The following is a 17,657-nucleotide window of genomic DNA, read 5'->3' as shown; positions in this document are numbered from 1 at the left end:
GGACCTCTACGGCGCCTGCCCCGGGATAGGTTCACCGCATGGGTCACCAGGGCAGTCGAAGCCACGACCGCGGCGAGCGGCAGATCAGTTCCGTATTCCTCGGCATCTTCGCCGTCATGGCGGTGACCGGGTGGGCGGTGTGGACGGGGTACTCGACCAGCACCGGGCTGGCCGTCTTCCTCTTCGTCACGGCCGCGTGGATCGTCTCCCTCTGCCTGCACGAGTACGCGCACGCCCGCACCGCCCTGCACAGCGGGGACCTCAGCGTCGGGGCCAAGGGCTACCTGACACTGAACCCCCTCAAGTACACGCACGCGCTGCTCAGCATCGTCCTGCCGGTGATCTTCGTGATCATGGGCGGCCTCGGCCTGCCCGGCGGCGCGGTGTACATCGAGCGCGACCGGATCCAGGGCCGCTGGAAGCACAGCCTGATCTCGGCGGCCGGCCCGCTGACGAACGTCGCCTTCGCGGTCGTGTGCACGGCCCCGTTCTGGCTGGACGCCCTGGACGGGGTCCCGATGGCGTTCCGCTTCGCGCTCGCCTTCCTGGCCCTGCTCCAGGTCTCGGCGGCGATCTTGAACTTCCTGCCGGTCCCGGGCCTCGACGGTTACGGCATCATCGAGCCCTGGCTCTCCCACCGGGTCCGCCGCGAGGTGGCGCCGCTGGCACCCTTCGGGCTGCTGGCCGTCTTCGCGCTGCTGTGGATCCCGGAGATCAACGCGCACTTCTTCAACCTCATCGACGGCCTGCTCTCCGCCCTCGGGGTGAGCGACCTGGAGACCTACTGCGGCCGCGACCTCTACCGCTTCTGGCAGGACACCAACGGCTTCTGCGTGGCCCCCACCGAGAACTGACCTGCGCCGGGCGGGCGGCGCACAGCGCTAGCCGGCGCTGCGCGCCTTCTCGGCCTTCGCCTTGCGGACGTAGAACCAGGCCATGTTCGAGGTGACGCCGGCCATCAGCACCCACACGATCCCGAGCAGGCTGCCCTGCACGAAGGCGACGACGGCCGCGGCCGCGGCCAGGACGCAGAGAACGATGGCGAACACGGCAAGGCGGGGCATGTCTGGGGCTCCTCGAAGACACTGAAGCGATTCAAGCCCTCCCAGTGTCCCCCATCCCCCGCCCGACCATTTTCGGGCTTCCCGTGATCTTTCCCCCCTCCCGCGGTTACGGTTCGCCGGGACGCACCGCTCAGCCGGTGCGAAAGCCACACGGAACGACAGCCCGGCCGCCTCGGTCCGCCACGGACGACGCCGGGCGACTGGGGGGATGACATGCAGGAAATCCCAAAGGGCGCGAACGTCAGCCTGACCGCCCTCAGCGAGGACGCCGGCGCGGTCGTCGTCAGCCTGAGCTGGACCAGCGCATCGGGGGCCGGGGACGCCGACGTCTCCGTGGTGCTGCTGGACGGGAACGACAAGATCCGCGACGAGAACGACTTCTACTTCTACAACAACCCGGCGGCAGCCGACGGAAGCGTGCAGCTGCTGGGCAAGACGCCGAACGAGAACGGCGACGAGGACCGCATCAGCGTGGACCTGACCGCGGTCCCCGAGGGGATCGCCAGGATCGTGGTGGCGGCCAGCCGGTACGGCGGCGCCCGCTTCGGAGACCTCGACGACCTGCGGATGACGATCACCGACCGCTCGGGCGAGCCCCTGGTCGGCTACTCCATCGAGGACGCGGGCGTGGAGACGGCGTTCATCTTCGGCGAGCTGTACCGGCGGGGTGAGGAGTGGAAGTTCCGCGCGGTCGGCCAGGGCTACGAAACCGGCCTCGCGGGCCTGGCGACGGACTTCGGCATTCCGGTGCTGGAGGAGTCGGAGGGCGCCGAGGAGGCGGAGGCCGAGGGGGCGGAGCAGGCCGCCGAAGGGGAGCCGGCGGGCACGGGGGAACCCGCGGCGCCGGAACGGGCCGCCGACACGGCGGACACCTCGGCCGCGGCCGACGCGCCCGGAGCCGGCGCGGTCCCCGAGCCCGCGCCCGCCCCTGCCTCCTCGACATCCTCGGCCTCCTCCCCCGGCTCCCCGGCGGACCCGGCGGTCGCCGTACCGGCCCAGACCCGTGGCCCCCGTACCACCAGGAAAAAAGTCACCCTGCCCAAGGTGGCCAAGAAGTCCCTCGCCGAGAACGAGTCCTGGAGCCAGGCTCGGCTGTTCCCAGTCCCCTCGCTCAAGAGCGACAAGGAGCGCGAGGTCCGCGCCACTTCGGTGCTGCTGTCGGTCATGGCGCAGGTACCGGAGTTCGGCCGCCGCCTCACCGCCGGGTTCGGCGCGCCCGCCGGCCGCATGCAGACCTTCACGGAGGTCTCGCTCCCCCACGGGGACACTCCGCGGCGCCCGGACGGGGTGATCCGGGTGGAGCGCGCGGGCAAGCTGTGGACGGCGCTCGTGGAGACGAAGACCAACGGCAACCTGCTCAAGGCCGAACAGATCCAGCAGTACATGGACATCGCCGCGCGCCGCGGCTACGAAGCCGTGGTCACCCTCTCCAACGACGTGGCCCTCGAGGGCCGCGCCATGGTCGAGGTGAAGGTCGACGGCCGGCGCAAGCACAAGGTCAGCCTCTGGCACCTGTCCTGGGCCGAAGTGGCGCACCAGGCGCAGATGCTGATCCGCCACGAGGGGGTGGGCAACGCCGCGCACGCCTGGCTCCTGCAGGAACTCCTGGAGTACCTCCAGCACGAGCAGTCGGGCTGCCACGGCTTCCAGAACATGGGTGCCGCCTGGGTGCCCGTCCGCAAGGGCATCGAGGACGAGACCCTCGGCCACGGGGACGCGCGGGCCGTGGAGGTCGTGGAGAGCTGGGAGCGGCTCATCCGCCAGGTATGCCTGCGCCTCGGCGGGGAGCTCGGCCAGAAGGCGCTTCCGGTGCAGCGGGCCCGGCGGGGCAGTGATCCGCAGGCCCGGCGGGTCGCGGCGGCGCAGGCGCTGTGCGAGGGCGGAAAGCTCTCCGCGGAGTTGCGCGTCGACGGGACCAGCAGTGTCATCGCCGTCCACGCCGATCTGAGGACCTCCAAGGTCCGCACGTCCGTCGACGTGCCGGCGCCCGAGGGCGCGTACCCGCTGGCCATGGCGAAGCGGCTGGTGCGGCTGCTGGCCGAGGCGCCGGCGGACCTCCACGTGGAGAGCCTCGTAGAAGCGGGCAGCGGGCCGCGCGGCACGCTCGAGCGGCTGCGCCCGGAGCCGGGCGACCTGCTGCCTGCCGACGGCGCCGCGGTCGTGGGTTTCCGGCTGTCCCTGCTCAAGGGCATGGGCAGCACTCGCGGCAACACGGAGTCCGGGTTCATCCGCAGTGTGGACGAGGCCGTCGACCGCTTCTACCGGGGTGTGGTGGCCCATCTGGGTCCGGTCGAGGGTCGTACGGGCCGCCGCGGCTGAGCGGGGGCGCGTACGCCGTCCGCCCGGCCCCGGGAAGGGGCCGGGCGGGGGTTGGACTGTTGTTGGTTGAGTGAACTCTAGTGCCTATTAATGCCTTTGAGTGGGTGTTACGCTCCGTGTGTGAACCTCAAGGAGTGGGCGATAGCGAACGGTGTGCATCCGCATACCGCGTATCGCTGGTTCCGTGAGGGCACGTTGCCGGTCCCTGCCGAGCGGGTCGGGCCGCGCACGATCCTGGTGAACATCGAGGCAAACTCGTCACCGCCCGTAGCTGTGGGTGGTGTCGGGCTGTACGCCCGTGTCTCCTCGCATGACCAGAAGGCGGATCTGGAACGCCAGGTCGCCCGTCTGGCCGGCTGGGCTGTGAAGCACGGTCAGCAGGTGGCCCGTATCGAGTCTGAGGTCGCTTCGGGTATGAACGGGGCCCGGACGAAGGCCCGGAGGTTGTTGGCCGATCCGAAGGTCACCACGGTGGTGGTCGAGCACAAGGACCGGCTCGGCCGTATGAACGTCGAGCTGATCGAAGCCGCCTTGTCCGCGTCGGGCCGGCGTCTGGTCGTCCTCGATGACGGCGAGGTAGAAGACGACCTGGTGCGCGACATGATCGAGGTGCTGACCTCGTTCTGCGCCCGCCTGTACGGACGACGCTCCGCGAAGAACCGTGCCCGCAAGGCGCTGGAAGCGGCTGCCGCCGATGAGTGAGCCGGAGAAGAAGCAGCTCCGCACCATCGCCCCGCCGTTCGTCGCCCTCGGACCGTGCGGTGTCGCGATACGCGACCGGCTCAAGCACCTCACACCAGAGGACGAGAAGGCGTTGCGCCTGGTCGGCGAACACCTTGGACGCCTCGCGTCCCGTGATCTGGCGGCCCGCTGCGCAGACGGCAACGACCACTCCACCGACACGTGGGCGGCCCGCAAGCAGGGCCTTACCGCTTCCTCGTCATCGCGGTGGGCCGGGTCGATCACGAAGGCCACCCATGATCAGTGGGCGTTGTCGCGCCGCTGCCAGCTCGCGCGCATCCAGGGGCTTGAGGCCGGTGTCCGGGCGCTGATGCACCGGCTGTCCCTCCCGATCGGGGAGAAGGGCACCAAGAAGGCGGCGGGCGGCTACCGCTCGAAGGGCGAGTGGTTCCACAAGACTCGGCGTCTGTATGTACTGGAGCACCGCCTCGATGTCGCCCGTGCCAAGCGTGAAGCCGGGACCGTGCGCGTGGTGCGCGGCGGCCGGCGCCTGCTGAACACCCGGCACAACCTGGCCGTCGCGCAGATCACCGAGGCCCAGTGGCGGGAACGGTGGGAGTCCGAGCGCTGGTTTATCGCAGCTGACGGGGAGTCGGGGAAGCGTTTCGGGAACGAGACGATCCGCGTCACCCCGGACGGTGAGGTCAGCATCAAGCTCCCGGCCCCGCTCAAGGATCTGGCCAACGCCAAGCACGGCCGGTACGTCCTCGCCTCCCGGATCGCGTTCGCGCACCGGGGCCAGAAGTGGACCGACCGCATCGAGGCGAACCGGGCTGTCGCCTACCGCATCCACCTGGACGTGACCCGTGGGCGCTGGTACTTGACCGCATCGTGGCAGCGCCCCATCGTGCGGAGCGTCCCGCTGGAGACCGCACGGGCAAACGGCATGGTCGGCGTGGACACGAACGCCGACCACTTCGCTGCCTACCAGCTCGACCGGCACGGCAACCCGGTCGGCGACCCCAAGCGGTTCTTCTACGACCTGTCCGGCACCGCTGATCATCGTGACGCGCAGATCCGCCACGCCGTCACCCAAGTCCTGCACTGGGCCAAGGCATGCGGCGTGGCCGCTATCGCGATCGAAGACCTGGACTTCACCGCCGAGAAGACCCGAGAGAAGCACGGACGCAAGAAGCGGTTCCGGCAGCTCATCTCCGGGATCCCCACCGGCAAACTCAAAGCCCGGCTGATCTCGATGGCAGCCGAGATGGACATGTCCATCGTGGCCGTGGACCCCGCCTACACCTCCATGTGGGGCGACCAGCACTGGCGCAAGCCGCTGACCACGCCGCGCCGAAAGATGTCCCGTCACGATGCCGCTGGCATCGCGATCGGGCGACGCGCCCTCGGGCACCCGATCCGGCGACGGACGGCACCGCCCCACGACGACCAGAGCGATCGTCGTGGGCATCGGACCGTCCAGGCCGGACCAGGTGACCAGGGGCGCGAGGAAGCCCGCCCACCCGTCACGGAACGTGCACACGATGCGCGAACCCGGACGGGGACACAGCGAACGCGGGAGACCAGCGCACCCAAAACCGTTCGGGATGCGCGCAGCGACCAGGAATGGGTCCAAGACTCACTCCTGCTCACTGAGTAGGAACGGTGGGTCAGAGGTCCGTTACTCGGAGGCCCGCGTGGGCCTTGTAGCGGCGGTTCGTGGAGATGAGGTTGGCCACCAGGGATTCGACCTGGTGGGCGTTGCGCAGGCGGCCGGCGAAGACGCCGCGCATGCCCGGGATGCGGGCGGCCAGGGCCTGGACCACGTCCGTGTCCGCGCGGGCTTCGCCGAGGACCATCACGTCGGTGTCGATCTCCTCGATCGACTCGTCCTGGAGCAGGACGGCCGAGAGGTGGTGGAAGGCGGCCGTGACGCGGGAGTCCGGGAGGAGGGCGGCGGCCTGCTGGGCCGCGCTGCCCTCTTCGACCTGGAGGGCGTAGGCGCCCTGCTTGTCGAAGCCGAGCGGGTTGACGCAGTCGACCACGAGCTTGCCCGCGAGGTCCTCGCGCAGCGATTCCAGGGTCTTGGCGTGGCCCTCCCACGGCACCGCGATGATCACGATGTCGCTGCGGCGGGCGCACTCGGCGTTGTCCGCGCCCTCCACCCCGAGGCCCAGTTCCTCGGCCGCGGTCCGCGCGCGGTCGGCGGCGCGGGAGCCGATGATCACCTTCTGGCCGGCCCGGGCGAGCCGGTAGGCGAGGCCCCGACCCTGGTCGCCGGTGCCGCCGAGGACGCCGACGACGAGGCCGGAGACGTCGGGGAGGTCCCAGGGGTCCTTGGCGGGGGCCTTCGCGGGGGCCGGAGCCGAGGGCTGCTGCGTACTGTCTGTGGAGGTCATGGGGCCGAGGGTAACTCCGAGATCGTCAGAGTCGAATGCGCGGACCGCGTGAGATCGACGGCATCGGAGGCCCGGAGCGCGGGTGCTTGCGGGGTGCTTGTGGGGTGGATGGGGGGAACGGCTCCCGTATGTCCCTTCCATGCGGCAGGATGCCGGTATGGACGCCGTGAGAGTCGCGCTGCTGCGCGAGGTGCTCGCCGGTACCGAGTGGCCCGGTGCCGCACGCCGGTTCGCCGGGACGCTGCGGCGCTCCGTGGTGCCGGCCGGCGGGAACCTGCTGCTGGTCGGGACCGAGGGGTACGAGCCCTGGCACCTGGCCGCGCACCTGGTCGACGAGGCCGCCTGGTCGGGACTGCCGGAGCTGGCGCCCACGCTCGTACGCCACCACGTGCTGCCGGGCGACGCCCCCCACCTGTCGGTCGGCCTGAGCCGGCTGGAGGCGGCCCGGCGCGGTCACACCCTGCTGGTGGTGGCTCCGGAGCGGCCCGACGCGGGGCTGCTGGAGCGCGTCCACGACGCCCGGCGCGCGGGGGCGACCGTACTGTCCCTGGACGGCGGGGACCCGGACCTGGGGACGCTCGCGCACGACGTGCTGTCCGTGCCGGCCGGTGCCGCCCAGGGGGCACCTCCCAGCGGTAGCTGGGGGATGGACCTGGACACGGTGCAGCACCTGGTCAGCGCGGCGGCCGGGGAGAACAGCCTGCCGGTGCAGCGCGGGCCGCGGCGCTTCCGGGACCGGCTGGCGCGGCTGGCCGACCAGCTGACCGCACCGCCGCCCAGCCGCTGGTAGCCCCCGGGGCCGAAGGATCGTACGGGCCGCGGGGGCTTCAGGGAGTGGCTTCGCCTTCCTCTTCCTCGCGCGTCTTGTCGTTCCACTTCGGGTCGTTCTGCCATTCGAGGTTGCGCTCCTGCGCCGTCTCCATGGCGTGGGTCGCCTCCTCCGGCGTCGCGTAAGGGCCGAAGCGGTCCTTCGCCGGGCACTCGGGGCCTTCCTCGACCTTCTTGTGGACCAGGCAGTAGTACCACTCGCCCGCTTTACCCACCTGGCGCTTCTTGAACAGGGCCATCGTCAGGCTCCTCTCTCTGTCGCCATGCTGCCCCATACCCGGTCGATACACTCGCTCGTATGTCTGGCCAGTCGCTGCTCGTACCAGGCGAGCTCACTCCCGTCCGTTCCGTTCCCGGAAACATCCGCCGGCCCGAGTACGTGGGCAAGCCCGCGCCCACTCCGTACACCGGACCGGAGGTGCAGACGGCCGAGACGATCGAGGCCATGCGCATCGCCGGCCGGATCGCCGCCCAGGCGATGGAAGAAGCCGCCAAGCTGATCGCGCCGGGGGTGACCACCGACGAGCTGGACCGGGTCGCCCACGAGTACATGTGCGACCACGGCGCCTATCCCTCGACGCTGGGCTACCGCGGCTTCCCCAAGTCCCTGTGCTCCTCGCTCAACGAGGTCATCTGCCACGGGATCCCCGACTCGACCGTCCTCAAGGACGGCGACATCGTCAACCTCGACGTGACCGCGTACATCGGCGGGGTGCACGGAGACAACAACGCCACGTACCTGTGCGGGGACGTGGACGAGGAGTCGCGGCTGCTCGTGGAGCGCACCCGCGAGTCCTTGAACCGGGCCGTCAAGGCCGTCAGGCCGGGCCGCCAGATCAACATCATCGGCCGGGTCATCGAGTCGTACGCGAAGCGCTTCGGCTACGGCGTGGTCCGGGACTTCACCGGGCACGGGATCAACTCGTCCTTCCACTCCGGCCTGATCATCCCGCACTACGACAGCCCGCACGCCACCACCGTCATCGAGCCCGGGATGACCTTCACCATCGAGCCGATGCTGACCCTGGGCACCCACGAGTACGACATGTGGGAGGACGGCTGGACGGTCGTCACGAAGGACCGCAAGCGCACCGCGCAGTTCGAGCACACGCTGGTGGTCACGGACACCGGGGCGGAGATCCTGACGCTGCCCTGACCCCGAGCCGGCCCCGAGCCGGCCCCGAGCCGGCTCCGGCCCCCGCGTGAGCGGTTCTTGAAACTTTTACCGACAAGGCGTCGGGAACACATTGACTTAGGTTTGCCTAAGTAGGAAGATCGGGTGTGGCGGCACGGCCGCCACGCCTTTTCCCCGTTTCTTCCGATTCCTCGGAGGTCCGCCTTGGACGCCTTCTCGACCGTCATCCGTGTCGCCTCTCACGAGCAGCACACCGAGGCCGAGACCTCGACCTTCATGAGCGACCTGCTCGGCGGCCGTCTCGGGGTGGACGCCTACACCCGCTACACCGAGCAGCTGTGGTTCGTGTACCGGGCTCTGGAGGACGCTGCCGAGGCCCTCAAGGACGACGCGGTGGCCGGGCCGTTCATTCAGCCCGAGCTGATGCGCCTGGCCGAGATCGAGCGCGACCTCGCCCACCTGCGGGGTCCCGAGTGGCGCGAGACGCTGGTGGCGCTGCCGGCCACCGAGGCGTACGCCGCGCGCGTGGCCGAGTGCGCCGCGTCCTGGCCCGGCGGTTACGTCGCCCACCACTACACCCGCTACCTGGGCGACCTCTCCGGCGGCCAGATCATCCGCGACAAGGCGGAGCGGACCTGGGGCTTCGAGCGCAAGGGCGACGGCGTCCGCTTCTACGTCTTCGCGGACATCTCCAACCCGGCCGCCTTCAAGCGGACCTACCGCGAGCTGCTCGACGCGATCGCCGCGGACGACCTGGAGAAGCAGCGCATCATCGACGAGTGCAAGCGCGCCTTCGACTTCAACGGCGCGGTGTTCCGGGAGCTGGGCGAGCAGTTCCCCATGAGTGCGTAGCTCCTGCGGAGGGCTGAACGGGGAAGGGGCGGGCCCTGCGGGCCCGCCCCTTCCGGGCTGTGCGGCCCCGGTCGCCGGCGCCGCGCTACGGGCCGACCGGCCGACCGGCGCCGTCCCGCGGCCGTGCGCCGTGCCCGTCGGCGCGCCAGGTGTGCCCGGCGCGTTCGGTGTGCCCCGCGCGCCCGGCGTGCCCGCGTGAGGTTCCGTCAGCCGGTGCCCGGGTCGAAGCGGACTCGGCCGCCGATCTCCACCGCGCCGTCCGGGCACGGGGCGGTGAGGATCTGGGATCCCGCGCCCTGGGTGATGTTCAGGGCCCGGTTCAGCTCGGCCGTCAGCAGGATCGCCGCCGAGCCGGTGGCCTCGTCCTCGGCGATCGCCCCGTCGGGCCGACGCGGAAAACCGCGGGCCCGGATCCGGCCCGCGGCCTCGTCCTCCCACGCCCAGGCGTACAGCCAGCCCTCGCCCGGCGGCGGGGCGGGCAGCGCCTCGACCTCGGCGGCGCTGGCGTACTGCTCCGTGCGCTTGCCCTCGACCCACTCGGGGCGGGCGGTGATCCAGGTGAACTCACCGTCGTCGCGCGCCCATACGGTGCCCGCCGGGGGCTGGAGCTCCTCGATGTCGAGCAGCCACGCGACTCCGACCAGCGGGTGCCCGGCGAAGGACATCCGGGTGCCGGGGGTGCGGATGTCGACGACCCCGCGTTCGGGGTCGTCGACGAACACCGTCTCGCTGTAGCCGAGTTCGGCGGCCAGCGCCTGCCGGGACGCGTCGTCGGGGCAGGTGCGGCCGTCGCGCACGACGCCGAGCAGGTTGCCGTGGCCGCCGTCACCCGCGCAGAAGACCTTCAGGACGTCGAGATCGTTCACGCGGGCATTGAAGCACGGCTCAGTTCTGGGCCGTACACCGCCTGCGCGCGATGAACACCGCGCCCGCACCGGCGGCGACGATGGCGCCGGAGGCGCCGAGCAGGGCGCCGGCCGGGATCTCGGCGCCGGTGGAGGCGAGGTTGCCGCCGACGCTGCCGCCCGTGCCGCCCGTGGTGGCCGCGGCCGTCGTGCCGGTGGTGGGGGTGCTGGTCGGCAGGACCGCGTCCTTGTCCACTGAGACGGTGAGGTTGACGTCGTCCACCCGGTCGCCGGCCTTGTACATGGAGCCGGTGGTGTCGTTGGCGAAGGCCGCGGCGCCTTCGGCGGTGAGCGCCGTGCGGACGGCGTTCAGGGCGAGCAGGCCGTCCTTGGTCTTGTACTCGGCCTTCGACAGGTCGAGCGTGGCGAAGGGGACGTTGGTCTTGGTGGCCGTGGCGGTCTTCACGTCCAGGACCAGGGTGCCCTTGGCGCCCTCGGTGTCGATGCGGACGTTGCCGAAGGTCATGTCGATGCCGTGGGCCGCGTACTGGAAGCGCAGGTTGCCCGCGAAGGAGGCGTTCAGCTTCTGCGTCTTGGTGTCCAGGGTGCCCTTGCCGGCGCCGAAGGCGAAGCTGTCGCCGTTGGCGACCGCGCCGTCGGCCGGGGTGACGGTGCCGCCCGCGCCCTGGACGTACTTGCGGAAGGACTCCTTGATGCCCCAGGCCAGCTTGCCGCTGAGGATCTGCTGCGGGCCGTCGGTGGCCGGGGAGCTCACGGAGGCCGAGGGGGAGGCCGACTTCGACGGGGAGGCCGAGGCGGACGCCGAAGCCGACGCGGACGCGGACGCCGACACGGAGGCGGAGGCGGAAGCGGAGACGGACGGCGACGGGCTCGTCGGCGGCGCCGGGAACTTCAGCACGGCCGTCAGCGGGTCACCGGCCTTGCCCGCGTAGGTGTCGGAGCCGAGCAGCGTGCCGGCCTGCGCGGTCAGGGTGGTGACCAGGTTGGTCATCGGGCCCTGGCCGAAGGCCACGTCGGCGAAGGGGACGTCCGCGGTGAGCGTGCCGTCGCGGGTGACGTCGACGACGAGCTTCTTCTTGCCCGTGTCGATGCGCGGGTTCGCCAGCTTCACCTCGAAGTGGTGCGCGGCGGACTTGAAGGTGACGCTGCCCTTGAAGGCGGCGGTCACGACGTGGCCGTTGGCCGGGTCGTACTGGCCGGTGGCCTCGCCGAACTGGAAGCCCTTGTCGGTCTTCGTGGCGCCGTCGGCGACGGTGATCTCACCCTTGGCGGTGGTGGTGACGTAGGTGCGGTAGGCCTCCAGGACGCCCCAGTCGAGGGTGCCGCCGATGACCGGGATCGGCGCGGTCGGGCCCGCCGCGGGGGCCACGGACGTACGGCCCGCCGCGGTGGCGGGCAGGACGAACGCGGTGGCGCCTATCGCGGCGGCGGTGGCGATGGCGGCCGCGATGGCGACCGGGCGGCGGCTGGATGACATGGCTGGGGTCTCCTGAAACGGGACGGGAAAGAGAAGGAAAGGGGGGCGGAAGAAGGAGCCGCGTGGGGCGGGAGCCGGCGGTCAGTCCCGCCGCGCGGGATCGGCGGCGTCCGCGGCCCCGTCCGCTCCGGCGGCCGCGGCGGCGGCCGCGTCGGTACGGCGCTTGCGGACCACCAGGAAGGCAGCTCCGCCGGCGAGGACCAGGACGGCCACCGCGAGGGCGGCGTACAGGCCGGTGTTCGAGGTGTCCTCGGCCTTCGTGGCGGCGGCCGGGGCCGGCTCCGCGGGGGCCGGGGGCGAGGCGGTGGAGCCGAGGTTCGGCAGCGCGGGGAGCTTCGCGGCGCCGTCGAGGACGACGGCGAGCGAGACGGGGTCCATCTCGGTGCCCGCTTTGTACATCGAGTTGAAGGCCTGGGCGCCGCCCTCGGTGAGGGTGGCCGGGGCTTCGGTGAGGGTGGCGAGGCCGCCCTCGGTCTTGAGGCCCTTGGCGTCGAACTCGACGAGCGGGACCGCGGGCTTGGTGTCGGCACCGCTGGTGACGTCGGCGGAGAGGACGCCCTTGCCGTTCTCCACCTTGGCGGTGAACTTGGTGAGCTTCAGGTCGAGGTGGGCGCCGGTGAAGTGGACGGAGCCGGCGAAGGCGGCGTCGAGGGTGCCCTTCCCGCCGTCGTACACGCCCTTGCCCTGCGGGAAGCGGAACAGCGCGCCGCCGTCCTGCGCGCCTTCGGCGAGCTCCCACTTGCCCTGGCCGATGGAACCGGAGACGTACTCACGGAAGGTGCGCCGTACGCCCCAGTCCACGGCGGCGTCGGTGAACGCGCCCGCGGCCTGCGGGGCCTGCGAGGCCTCCGGGGTCTCGGCCGGGGCGCTCGGGGTCTGCGCGGGCTGCTCGGCCGCGGGGGCGGCCTTGACGTCCACGGAGAGCGAGATCGGGTCGAGCTGGGCGCCGGCCGTGTAGTAGCCGGCGAAGGCCTTGGCGCCCTGGTCGGTGAGGGTGGCCGGGATGTTGGTGAGGGCGATCGGGGTGCCGCCGCCCTTCATGTTCACCGCGCCCAGGCCCAGCTTGGCGAAGGGGACCTGGGAGGCGGTGGTGACCGCTCCGCCCTCCTTGGCCTTGCTGGAGACGTCCGCGTAGAGGGTGCCGCTGCCGCCGCTGATCTTGACGGTGGGGCGGCTGACGCTGAGTTCCAGCTCGTACGTGCCGTCAGGCTTCTGGTGGCCCTGGAAGGTGACGCCGCCGCTGAAGGAGGCCTGCAGCGAGCCCGCGTCCGGGTCGTAGGAGCCGTTCGCCGAGTGGAAGCGGAACAGGCTGCCGCCGACGGTGGCGGCGCCGCTCTTCAGCTTGAACCCGCCCTTGGCCACCGGCCCGGTGACATAGCTCTGGAAGGAGGATTTGATGCCCCAGTCAAGTCGGCCGCCCTCCACGGTGCGGTCCGCGGCCTGGGCGGCGGTCGCCGGGAGCAGGGCTCCCAGCAGGGCCGCCAGGGTCGCCAGCAGGGCGACGGCGGAAGCACGGGCGGGTCTTGCGGACATGAATGTCCCCTCCAGGGTCTAGCAGACGAGGTTAGGCTAACCTAAGCTACATCCGGCCGGGCGGGAAACCCCCGGGCACCCGGAACTTGAACGGTGAACCGGGATGCTTTTCCAGCCAATCCCGCTTCCAGTCGGACGATCAGGACGGTGCCTTCGTGCCTACGCCCGCCGCGTCAACCCGCATGCCCCGCCTCGCCCTTGCCGTGACCTCACTGGTCCTGGCGTTCGGCGTGGCGGCCTGCGGGGGTACGGCCACCCCCTCCGCCCCCGCGACTCCCGGGTTCGGGGGCTGGCTGACCGGCGACAAGCCCGGGGACCCCGCCCGGCGGATCCTGTCGGAGAGGTCTGCAAAACGTTTCGGATCGGTGGTGGCATCGAGCACCTCGGCCTGCGCACAGCCCACCAGGCCCCCTCGGTCTCCGGCGTCGACCTGCCCTGGGCCCCTCCTGCTCGGTCAGCCCGCGAACCCGGACCGGTTGCGCCATCCCGCCTCCCCACGCTGATTGGAGAACTCCTTTCCAACCAGCACCACGAGCAACCCGGCGAACCTTCCCGGTCACAGCACTAGGAGGGCGCTTCAACCCGTTGTTTCCTACCAGATTGCCGGGTTGATGGTGGTTCATGCGCCGCGCCATGTGGGGGTGGATTCGGCGGTGAGTCTGCGGGCCATGAGGTTGATCATCGCGAGGTGGATCATGGCTCCGTAGCGATGCGGATGGGCCTCGTAGTCGCGGGCGAGGCGGCGGTGGTTCATGAGCCGGCCGAGGGTTCTCTCGACGGTCCACCTTCGCGGCAGGGAAGATCCCCTGGTGGTGGGGTCGCGGCGGACGATGTGCATGTCGATGCCGAGGGTGGCGGCGTGCTCGACGAGGTACTGGCGGTGGCCTCCGTCGACCCAGGCCTTACAGACGGTGGGGTGTTCGGCGGCGACCCGCTCGATGAAGGTCTGGCCGGCGATCGAGCCCCTGCACGCTCGCCGCAGCGACAAGGACTTGGAGGAGGAGCCCGACGGTGTCGATGACGATGCTCCGCTTCCGTCCGACGATCTTCTTGCCCACGTCGATGCCCTGCTCGCGGGCCGGCACGTTGGTGGAGGTCTTGATGCTCTGGGAGTCGCAGACACACGCGGTCGGCTCCCCCTCCCGGCCCTCCTGCCTGCGGACTTGGCGTCGGAGCAGGGCGTTGAGCTGGTCGAAGACACCCTTCCTGCCAGCGGGCGAAGTAGGCGTAGACGGTGTTCCAGTGCGGGTAGTCGTGCGGCAGGTAGCGCCATGGGATGCCGGTCCGGTTCACGTAGAGGACTACGTCGAGCAGACTCCGCAGGTCGTGGTCAGGCGGCCGGCCAACGTCCAGGCCGCGGCTGCGGCGCTCGGACCGCCAGGCGGTCAGGACCGGCTCGACCAGTTCACATCGGGCGTCGGACAGATCACTCGGGTATCGACGACGTTCAGGCATGCCGATTCGGGCTACCCGCCAACCACCCGGCAGGCCCGGGCGTGGACACCGGCGCCCGAAGCACACAGCGCACGACCCTGCGTCTTGGGACCAAACAGGAGAACCCAGGCCGACACGGTGCCGGAACTGCTACTTCTACGCCGTCATGCGCAGAACGCCACAAAACCACTCAAATATGGTTAAACACCATCTAAGCTTGCCGTTAACCTCCGGTGGCTGACGAAGCAGGTTCGATCTCGGTGGCGAGGGTTACTTGGGCGGTCCATGACCAGGGCTCCGGGGGCGGATCCCAGGTCACCTCGACGTCGGCGTCGTGGACGTCGCGTGCGAGTTCCACCACCATGACTGCCGCAGCGGCTCGCGCGTCTTGCGGGTCGGTGTTGATCGGGATGTCCAGGCGCCCGCAGAGCATTCCGCCTTCCACGGGTTGGATCATGAAACGCCAGCCCTCCGGCGTCGCCAGCAGAACGATCCCCTTCGGAATGCCCCAGGCGGGCCGCTTCTTCTTCTCCTTCTTGCGTCTCACCATGCCGCTATCCAACATCGTCGGGATCGTGGCGATGAACGGGGGTGGCGGGGCCGCTGCCGCGGCGTCGTTTGGTGCCTGCCTTGTGGTGAGCAGGGCGGGCGTATGCCTCGCCGGTGGCGAGGACGCGTCCGACGTCGTAGCGGGGGGCGGGGCACCGGTTCTTCGAGCCCAGCGGCCGGCCGGGGCCGGGCCTGGTGGGTTTCGGTGCACCGGCTGGCGTGCCCGTCTTCGCGCGCAGGTTCCTGAACCCGCGACGGACCCGGGCCGACGTGAGCCTGTTCGGCTCCGACGGTCGCTCCCATGGCCTGCGGAGGTCCCGCGCAAGCGGGCGCGCGAGCCGCAGCTGGGCGTGTGCGGCCAGGATGAGCCGGGTCCAGCGATCGGCAGCCTGTGCTCCACGTCGAAGCGACGACGGAAGGACTGCCAACACCGGTCGACGTCCTGCGGGGCGGCGCCGGTGCCCGACCACCGCAGCCAGACGGACTTGTTCACGCCGCCGCTGGGCAGTTTCTCGACCGTCAGCCGGATCACGGTTCCCTCGATGATCGGCAATGGTCCCTCGTGTTCGATCCACGCTGCCCTGCGGGTCAGCCGGGGATGGAGCCGGTCCCCGGCTTGGGCGGTCGCGGTCCCGTATCGGTTGGTGTGGGTAACGGTGGCCGCGGTGGCCTCACCCCATGACGTTCTGCAGAAAGACTCGTGCCGCGTCGACGGCCCGGGCGTGTCCGCGTCGAGCAGTGGCCGCGGCACCGGCGTACCTATCAACCCCCTATTGCTGGCCTGTCCCCGACTGCTCTTGCCGAAGTTGCCAGGGTCGAGAGGAGCCGGAACTACCTGTGGCCCGGCGTCACGGCCGAGTCCGTGAGGATGTGGCGAGGGTTCGTACGGGCCCCGTACCGCAACCTCTGGAGTGAATACGAGGACGGCGGTTGCGGTGTAGGGGAATGCTGCGGCAGCCCCTTCGAAGCACGGAAGTTCCTGGATGCCGTGATACACGGCATGTCCCGGCGCCGAGCTCGCGAGCTTCGATTCCTCGATGACCAACTCAACAACTCGTGCTGAGCGAGTTCAGGCAGGACGTTAAGCGGCAGGTTCAGTACCTGTTTGTCATCCCCGACTGTCCATGCCCAGACACCCGATGCCTTGCTCTCTCCGACTCGTGCGTAGGGGTATCCGTTGGAATGCCCACGGGGACCCTGGATGAACCGCCTGTCGGAGCGGTCTGGCAGTTGAATCTTCCTTCAGCTCTTGGGCGTGGCTGGACCTACCGAGTACAGCCAGTGACAGCGGGGTTTGAGGGATCGCAGTTACCGGGGTTGTTGTTTGCGATGGTGGTGTGGTTAAGGGTGACGTTTCCGCCCTCGTTGTGGAGGCCGGCGGGGGCGTGGGCCGCGGTATTGCCTGTGACACGGGAGTCGTTGAGCGTTGCGTCACCCTGGTTGTGAATGCCACCGCCGGTTCCTTGAGTGACTGCGTTCCTGTCGATGACGGTGTTGCGGGTATTGAGCGTTCCAAAGTTGTAGATGCCACCACCGGAGAAGCTCGCAGTGTTGCCACGGATGGTGGTGAGCATGTTGATGGTGAGCGTGCCGAAGTTGGCGATGCCCCCGCCAGTTCTGGCGTCGTTGCTGCGGATCTGGCTGTCGGAGATGGTCGCGGAGGAACTGTTGTTATGGATGGCGCCGCCCAGGCCTCTTGCTTCGTTGCCGGTGAGGATGCTCGCGGTCAGGGTGAAGGGTGAAGAGATGCTGTTGTGCGAGATGGCTCCGCCGTTACCACCACTGACGGGGCCGGTGGAGTTGTTGGTGAAGACGCTGAGGTCTACGCGTGTGGTGCCGCTGCTCAGGATGGCACCGCCGTGGCCGGATTCGGTGTTGTTGCCTTTGAAGTACGAACCTTCGACGCGGAGGGTTCCATTGTTGTTGTAGATGGCGCCGCCTCCGTTGCTGGAGGTGTTGCCGGTGAGGCGGGTGTTGGTAAGGGAAGCAACGGTGCCGAATCCCAACTGGATGGCCCCACCCTGGGCGCCTCCTCCGGCTTTGGCGTTGGTGAGGGCGACGTCTCGGAGAGTCAGGTTCGCGCGGGTGACAGGGGGGAGGCTGAAGAAGCGGAATTCGCTGTCGGTGTTGTCGTCGCGGGTGATGGTGGCGTTGCGTCCGTTGATGGTGATGGGGCTGGTGATCTGGGGGAGCGCGGCCTGGCCGGGGCCGGCGATCTGCTCGGTGTAGGTGTAGGTGCAGTCGCGTGCAAGGTTGAGGGTGTCGGAGGTGGTGGGGGTGCTGTTGGCGGTGGCGATGGCCTGGATAAGGGCGGCCGGGGAGCAGGTGACGTTGATGGTGGCGGCGGCGTGAGCGGGGGTGGCAACCAGGCCGGCGAAAGTGAGTGCGAATGCGGGCGCGGCGAGCAGGGTAGCGGCCTGGCGGGGGCGGCGCAGTGGCCTCATTGTCTGACTCCTTTTTTGGGAGGCGCCGGGGGGCGATCCGATCATTGTTTACATCAGCTAAACATCCATCCTTTTC

15 protein-coding genes and 2 pseudogenes are annotated in these 17,657 nt (G+C 70.0%); 7 read left to right on the top strand and 10 right to left on the bottom strand.

Annotated elements, in window-relative coordinates; all coding sequences use genetic code 11:
- Positions 1-38 precede the first annotated feature (38 nt).
- Positions 39-854, top strand: a complete 816-nt coding sequence (locus DRB89_RS29000) for a site-2 protease family protein (protein ID WP_112453013.1) — start codon at positions 39-41, stop codon at positions 852-854.
- A gap of 27 nt (positions 855-881) precedes the next feature.
- Here DRB89_RS29000 and DRB89_RS28995 read toward each other — a convergent pair whose 3' ends face one another.
- Positions 882-1,064, bottom strand: coding sequence for a hypothetical protein (locus tag DRB89_RS28995; protein WP_112463476.1), 183 nt, complete (start codon positions 1,062-1,064; stop codon positions 882-884).
- Between the two features lie 213 nt (positions 1,065-1,277).
- Between DRB89_RS28995 and DRB89_RS28990 the strand changes: the two genes are divergently transcribed.
- The 3 genes from DRB89_RS28990 (at position 1,278) to DRB89_RS28980 (ending at position 5,724) form a co-directional block, all read left to right on the top strand.
- Positions 1,278-3,383, top strand: a complete 2,106-nt coding sequence (locus DRB89_RS28990; protein ID WP_204357841.1) for a TerD family protein — start codon at positions 1,278-1,280, stop codon at positions 3,381-3,383.
- 120 nt (positions 3,384-3,503) lie between these two features.
- Positions 3,504-4,085, top strand: a complete 582-nt coding sequence (locus tag DRB89_RS28985; protein ID WP_112451194.1) for an IS607 family transposase — start codon at positions 3,504-3,506, stop codon at positions 4,083-4,085.
- Complete coding sequence (locus tag DRB89_RS28980) at positions 4,078-5,724, top strand: IS200/IS605 family element transposase accessory protein TnpB (protein WP_112451193.1); 1,647 nt, start codon at positions 4,078-4,080, stop codon at positions 5,722-5,724. The genes DRB89_RS28985 and DRB89_RS28980 overlap by 8 nt, the downstream gene beginning before the upstream one ends.
- Before the next feature lie 10 nt (positions 5,725-5,734).
- Here the strand turns inward: DRB89_RS28980 and npdG are convergent, their stop codons facing one another.
- Positions 5,735-6,463 carry an NADPH-dependent F420 reductase gene (npdG, locus tag DRB89_RS28975; protein WP_112451192.1) on the bottom strand — a complete coding sequence of 243 codons (729 nt, stop codon included), beginning with the start codon at positions 6,461-6,463 and terminating at the stop codon, positions 5,735-5,737.
- Positions 6,464-6,620: 157 nt separating this feature from the next.
- Here npdG and DRB89_RS28970 point away from each other — a divergent pair, with 157 nt between their 5' ends.
- Entirely contained in the window at positions 6,621-7,253 is a 633-nt protein-coding gene (locus tag DRB89_RS28970; protein WP_112451191.1) for a hypothetical protein, read from the top strand.
- Between the two features lie 37 nt (positions 7,254-7,290).
- Here the strand turns inward: DRB89_RS28970 and DRB89_RS28965 are convergent, their stop codons facing one another.
- Positions 7,291-7,530 carry a hypothetical protein gene (locus tag DRB89_RS28965; RefSeq protein ID WP_112451190.1) on the bottom strand — a complete coding sequence of 80 codons (240 nt, stop codon included), beginning with the start codon at positions 7,528-7,530 and terminating at the stop codon, positions 7,291-7,293.
- Between the two features lie 59 nt (positions 7,531-7,589).
- Between DRB89_RS28965 and map the strand changes: the two genes are divergently transcribed.
- Both map and DRB89_RS28955 read left to right on the top strand, forming a co-directional pair.
- Positions 7,590-8,447, top strand: a complete 858-nt coding sequence (map, locus tag DRB89_RS28960; protein ID WP_112451189.1) for a type I methionyl aminopeptidase — start codon at positions 7,590-7,592, stop codon at positions 8,445-8,447.
- 183 nt (positions 8,448-8,630) lie between these two features.
- Entirely contained in the window at positions 8,631-9,278 is a 648-nt protein-coding gene (locus DRB89_RS28955) for a biliverdin-producing heme oxygenase (protein ID WP_112451188.1), read from the top strand.
- Between the two features lie 206 nt (positions 9,279-9,484).
- Here DRB89_RS28955 and DRB89_RS28950 read toward each other — a convergent pair whose 3' ends face one another.
- The 7 genes and pseudogenes from DRB89_RS28950 to DRB89_RS28915 form a co-directional block, all read right to left on the bottom strand.
- Positions 9,485-10,144, bottom strand: coding sequence for a PhzF family phenazine biosynthesis protein (locus tag DRB89_RS28950; RefSeq protein WP_112451187.1), 660 nt, complete (start codon positions 10,142-10,144; stop codon positions 9,485-9,487).
- Positions 10,145-10,163: 19 nt separating this feature from the next.
- Entirely contained in the window at positions 10,164-11,621 is a 1,458-nt protein-coding gene (locus DRB89_RS28945) for an HtaA domain-containing protein (RefSeq protein WP_112451186.1), read from the bottom strand.
- 81 nt (positions 11,622-11,702) lie between these two features.
- Complete coding sequence (locus DRB89_RS28940) at positions 11,703-13,154, bottom strand: HtaA domain-containing protein (protein WP_112451185.1); 1,452 nt, start codon at positions 13,152-13,154, stop codon at positions 11,703-11,705.
- Between the two features lie 619 nt (positions 13,155-13,773).
- Positions 13,774-14,609 (bottom strand): annotated as a pseudogene (locus DRB89_RS28935) (IS5 family transposase).
- Positions 14,610-14,811: 202 nt separating this feature from the next.
- Positions 14,812-15,153 (bottom strand): hypothetical protein, encoded by a 342-nt coding sequence (locus DRB89_RS28930; protein WP_162688771.1) that lies wholly within the window; start codon positions 15,151-15,153, stop codon positions 14,812-14,814.
- Positions 15,143-15,819, bottom strand: a pseudogene (locus DRB89_RS45005) (transposase); the annotation flags it as partial. The pseudogene DRB89_RS45005 and the gene DRB89_RS28930, both read right to left, overlap by 11 nt.
- Positions 15,820-16,402: 583 nt before the next feature.
- Positions 16,403-17,581, bottom strand: coding sequence for a hypothetical protein (locus tag DRB89_RS28915; protein WP_112449598.1), 1,179 nt, complete (start codon positions 17,579-17,581; stop codon positions 16,403-16,405).
- Positions 17,582-17,657: the final 76 nt, after the last annotated feature.

The organism is Streptomyces sp. ICC4, from assembly GCF_003287915.1.
Taxonomy (GTDB): Bacteria; Actinomycetota; Actinomycetes; order Streptomycetales; family Streptomycetaceae; genus Streptomyces; species Streptomyces tritrimontium.
This window is presented reverse-complemented; position numbering and strand designations above follow the sequence as displayed.

What these genes read in the sequence shown, in the direction of transcription:
- DRB89_RS28980 (WP_112451193.1), top strand. Translation starts at nt 4,078, where the DNA reads ATGAGTGAGCCGGAGAAGAAGCAGCTCCGCACCATCGCCCCGCCGTTC.
- DRB89_RS28930 (WP_162688771.1), bottom strand. Translation starts at nt 15,153, where the DNA reads ATGTTGGATAGCGGCATGGTGAGACGCAAGAAGGAGAAGAAGAAGCGG.
- DRB89_RS29000 (WP_112453013.1), top strand. Translation starts at nt 39, where the DNA reads ATGGGTCACCAGGGCAGTCGAAGCCACGACCGCGGCGAGCGGCAGATC.
- DRB89_RS28915 (WP_112449598.1), bottom strand. Translation starts at nt 17,581, where the DNA reads ATGAGGCCACTGCGCCGCCCCCGCCAGGCCGCTACCCTGCTCGCCGCG.
- DRB89_RS28995 (WP_112463476.1), bottom strand. Translation starts at nt 1,064, where the DNA reads ATGCCCCGCCTTGCCGTGTTCGCCATCGTTCTCTGCGTCCTGGCCGCG.
- map (WP_112451189.1), top strand. Translation starts at nt 7,590, where the DNA reads ATGTCTGGCCAGTCGCTGCTCGTACCAGGCGAGCTCACTCCCGTCCGT.
- DRB89_RS28970 (WP_112451191.1), top strand. Translation starts at nt 6,621, where the DNA reads ATGGACGCCGTGAGAGTCGCGCTGCTGCGCGAGGTGCTCGCCGGTACC.
- DRB89_RS28965 (WP_112451190.1), bottom strand. Translation starts at nt 7,530, where the DNA reads ATGGCCCTGTTCAAGAAGCGCCAGGTGGGTAAAGCGGGCGAGTGGTAC.
- npdG (WP_112451192.1), bottom strand. Translation starts at nt 6,463, where the DNA reads ATGACCTCCACAGACAGTACGCAGCAGCCCTCGGCTCCGGCCCCCGCG.
- DRB89_RS28990 (WP_204357841.1), top strand. Translation starts at nt 1,278, where the DNA reads ATGCAGGAAATCCCAAAGGGCGCGAACGTCAGCCTGACCGCCCTCAGC.
- DRB89_RS28940 (WP_112451185.1), bottom strand. Translation starts at nt 13,154, where the DNA reads ATGTCCGCAAGACCCGCCCGTGCTTCCGCCGTCGCCCTGCTGGCGACC.
- DRB89_RS28945 (WP_112451186.1), bottom strand. Translation starts at nt 11,621, where the DNA reads ATGTCATCCAGCCGCCGCCCGGTCGCCATCGCGGCCGCCATCGCCACC.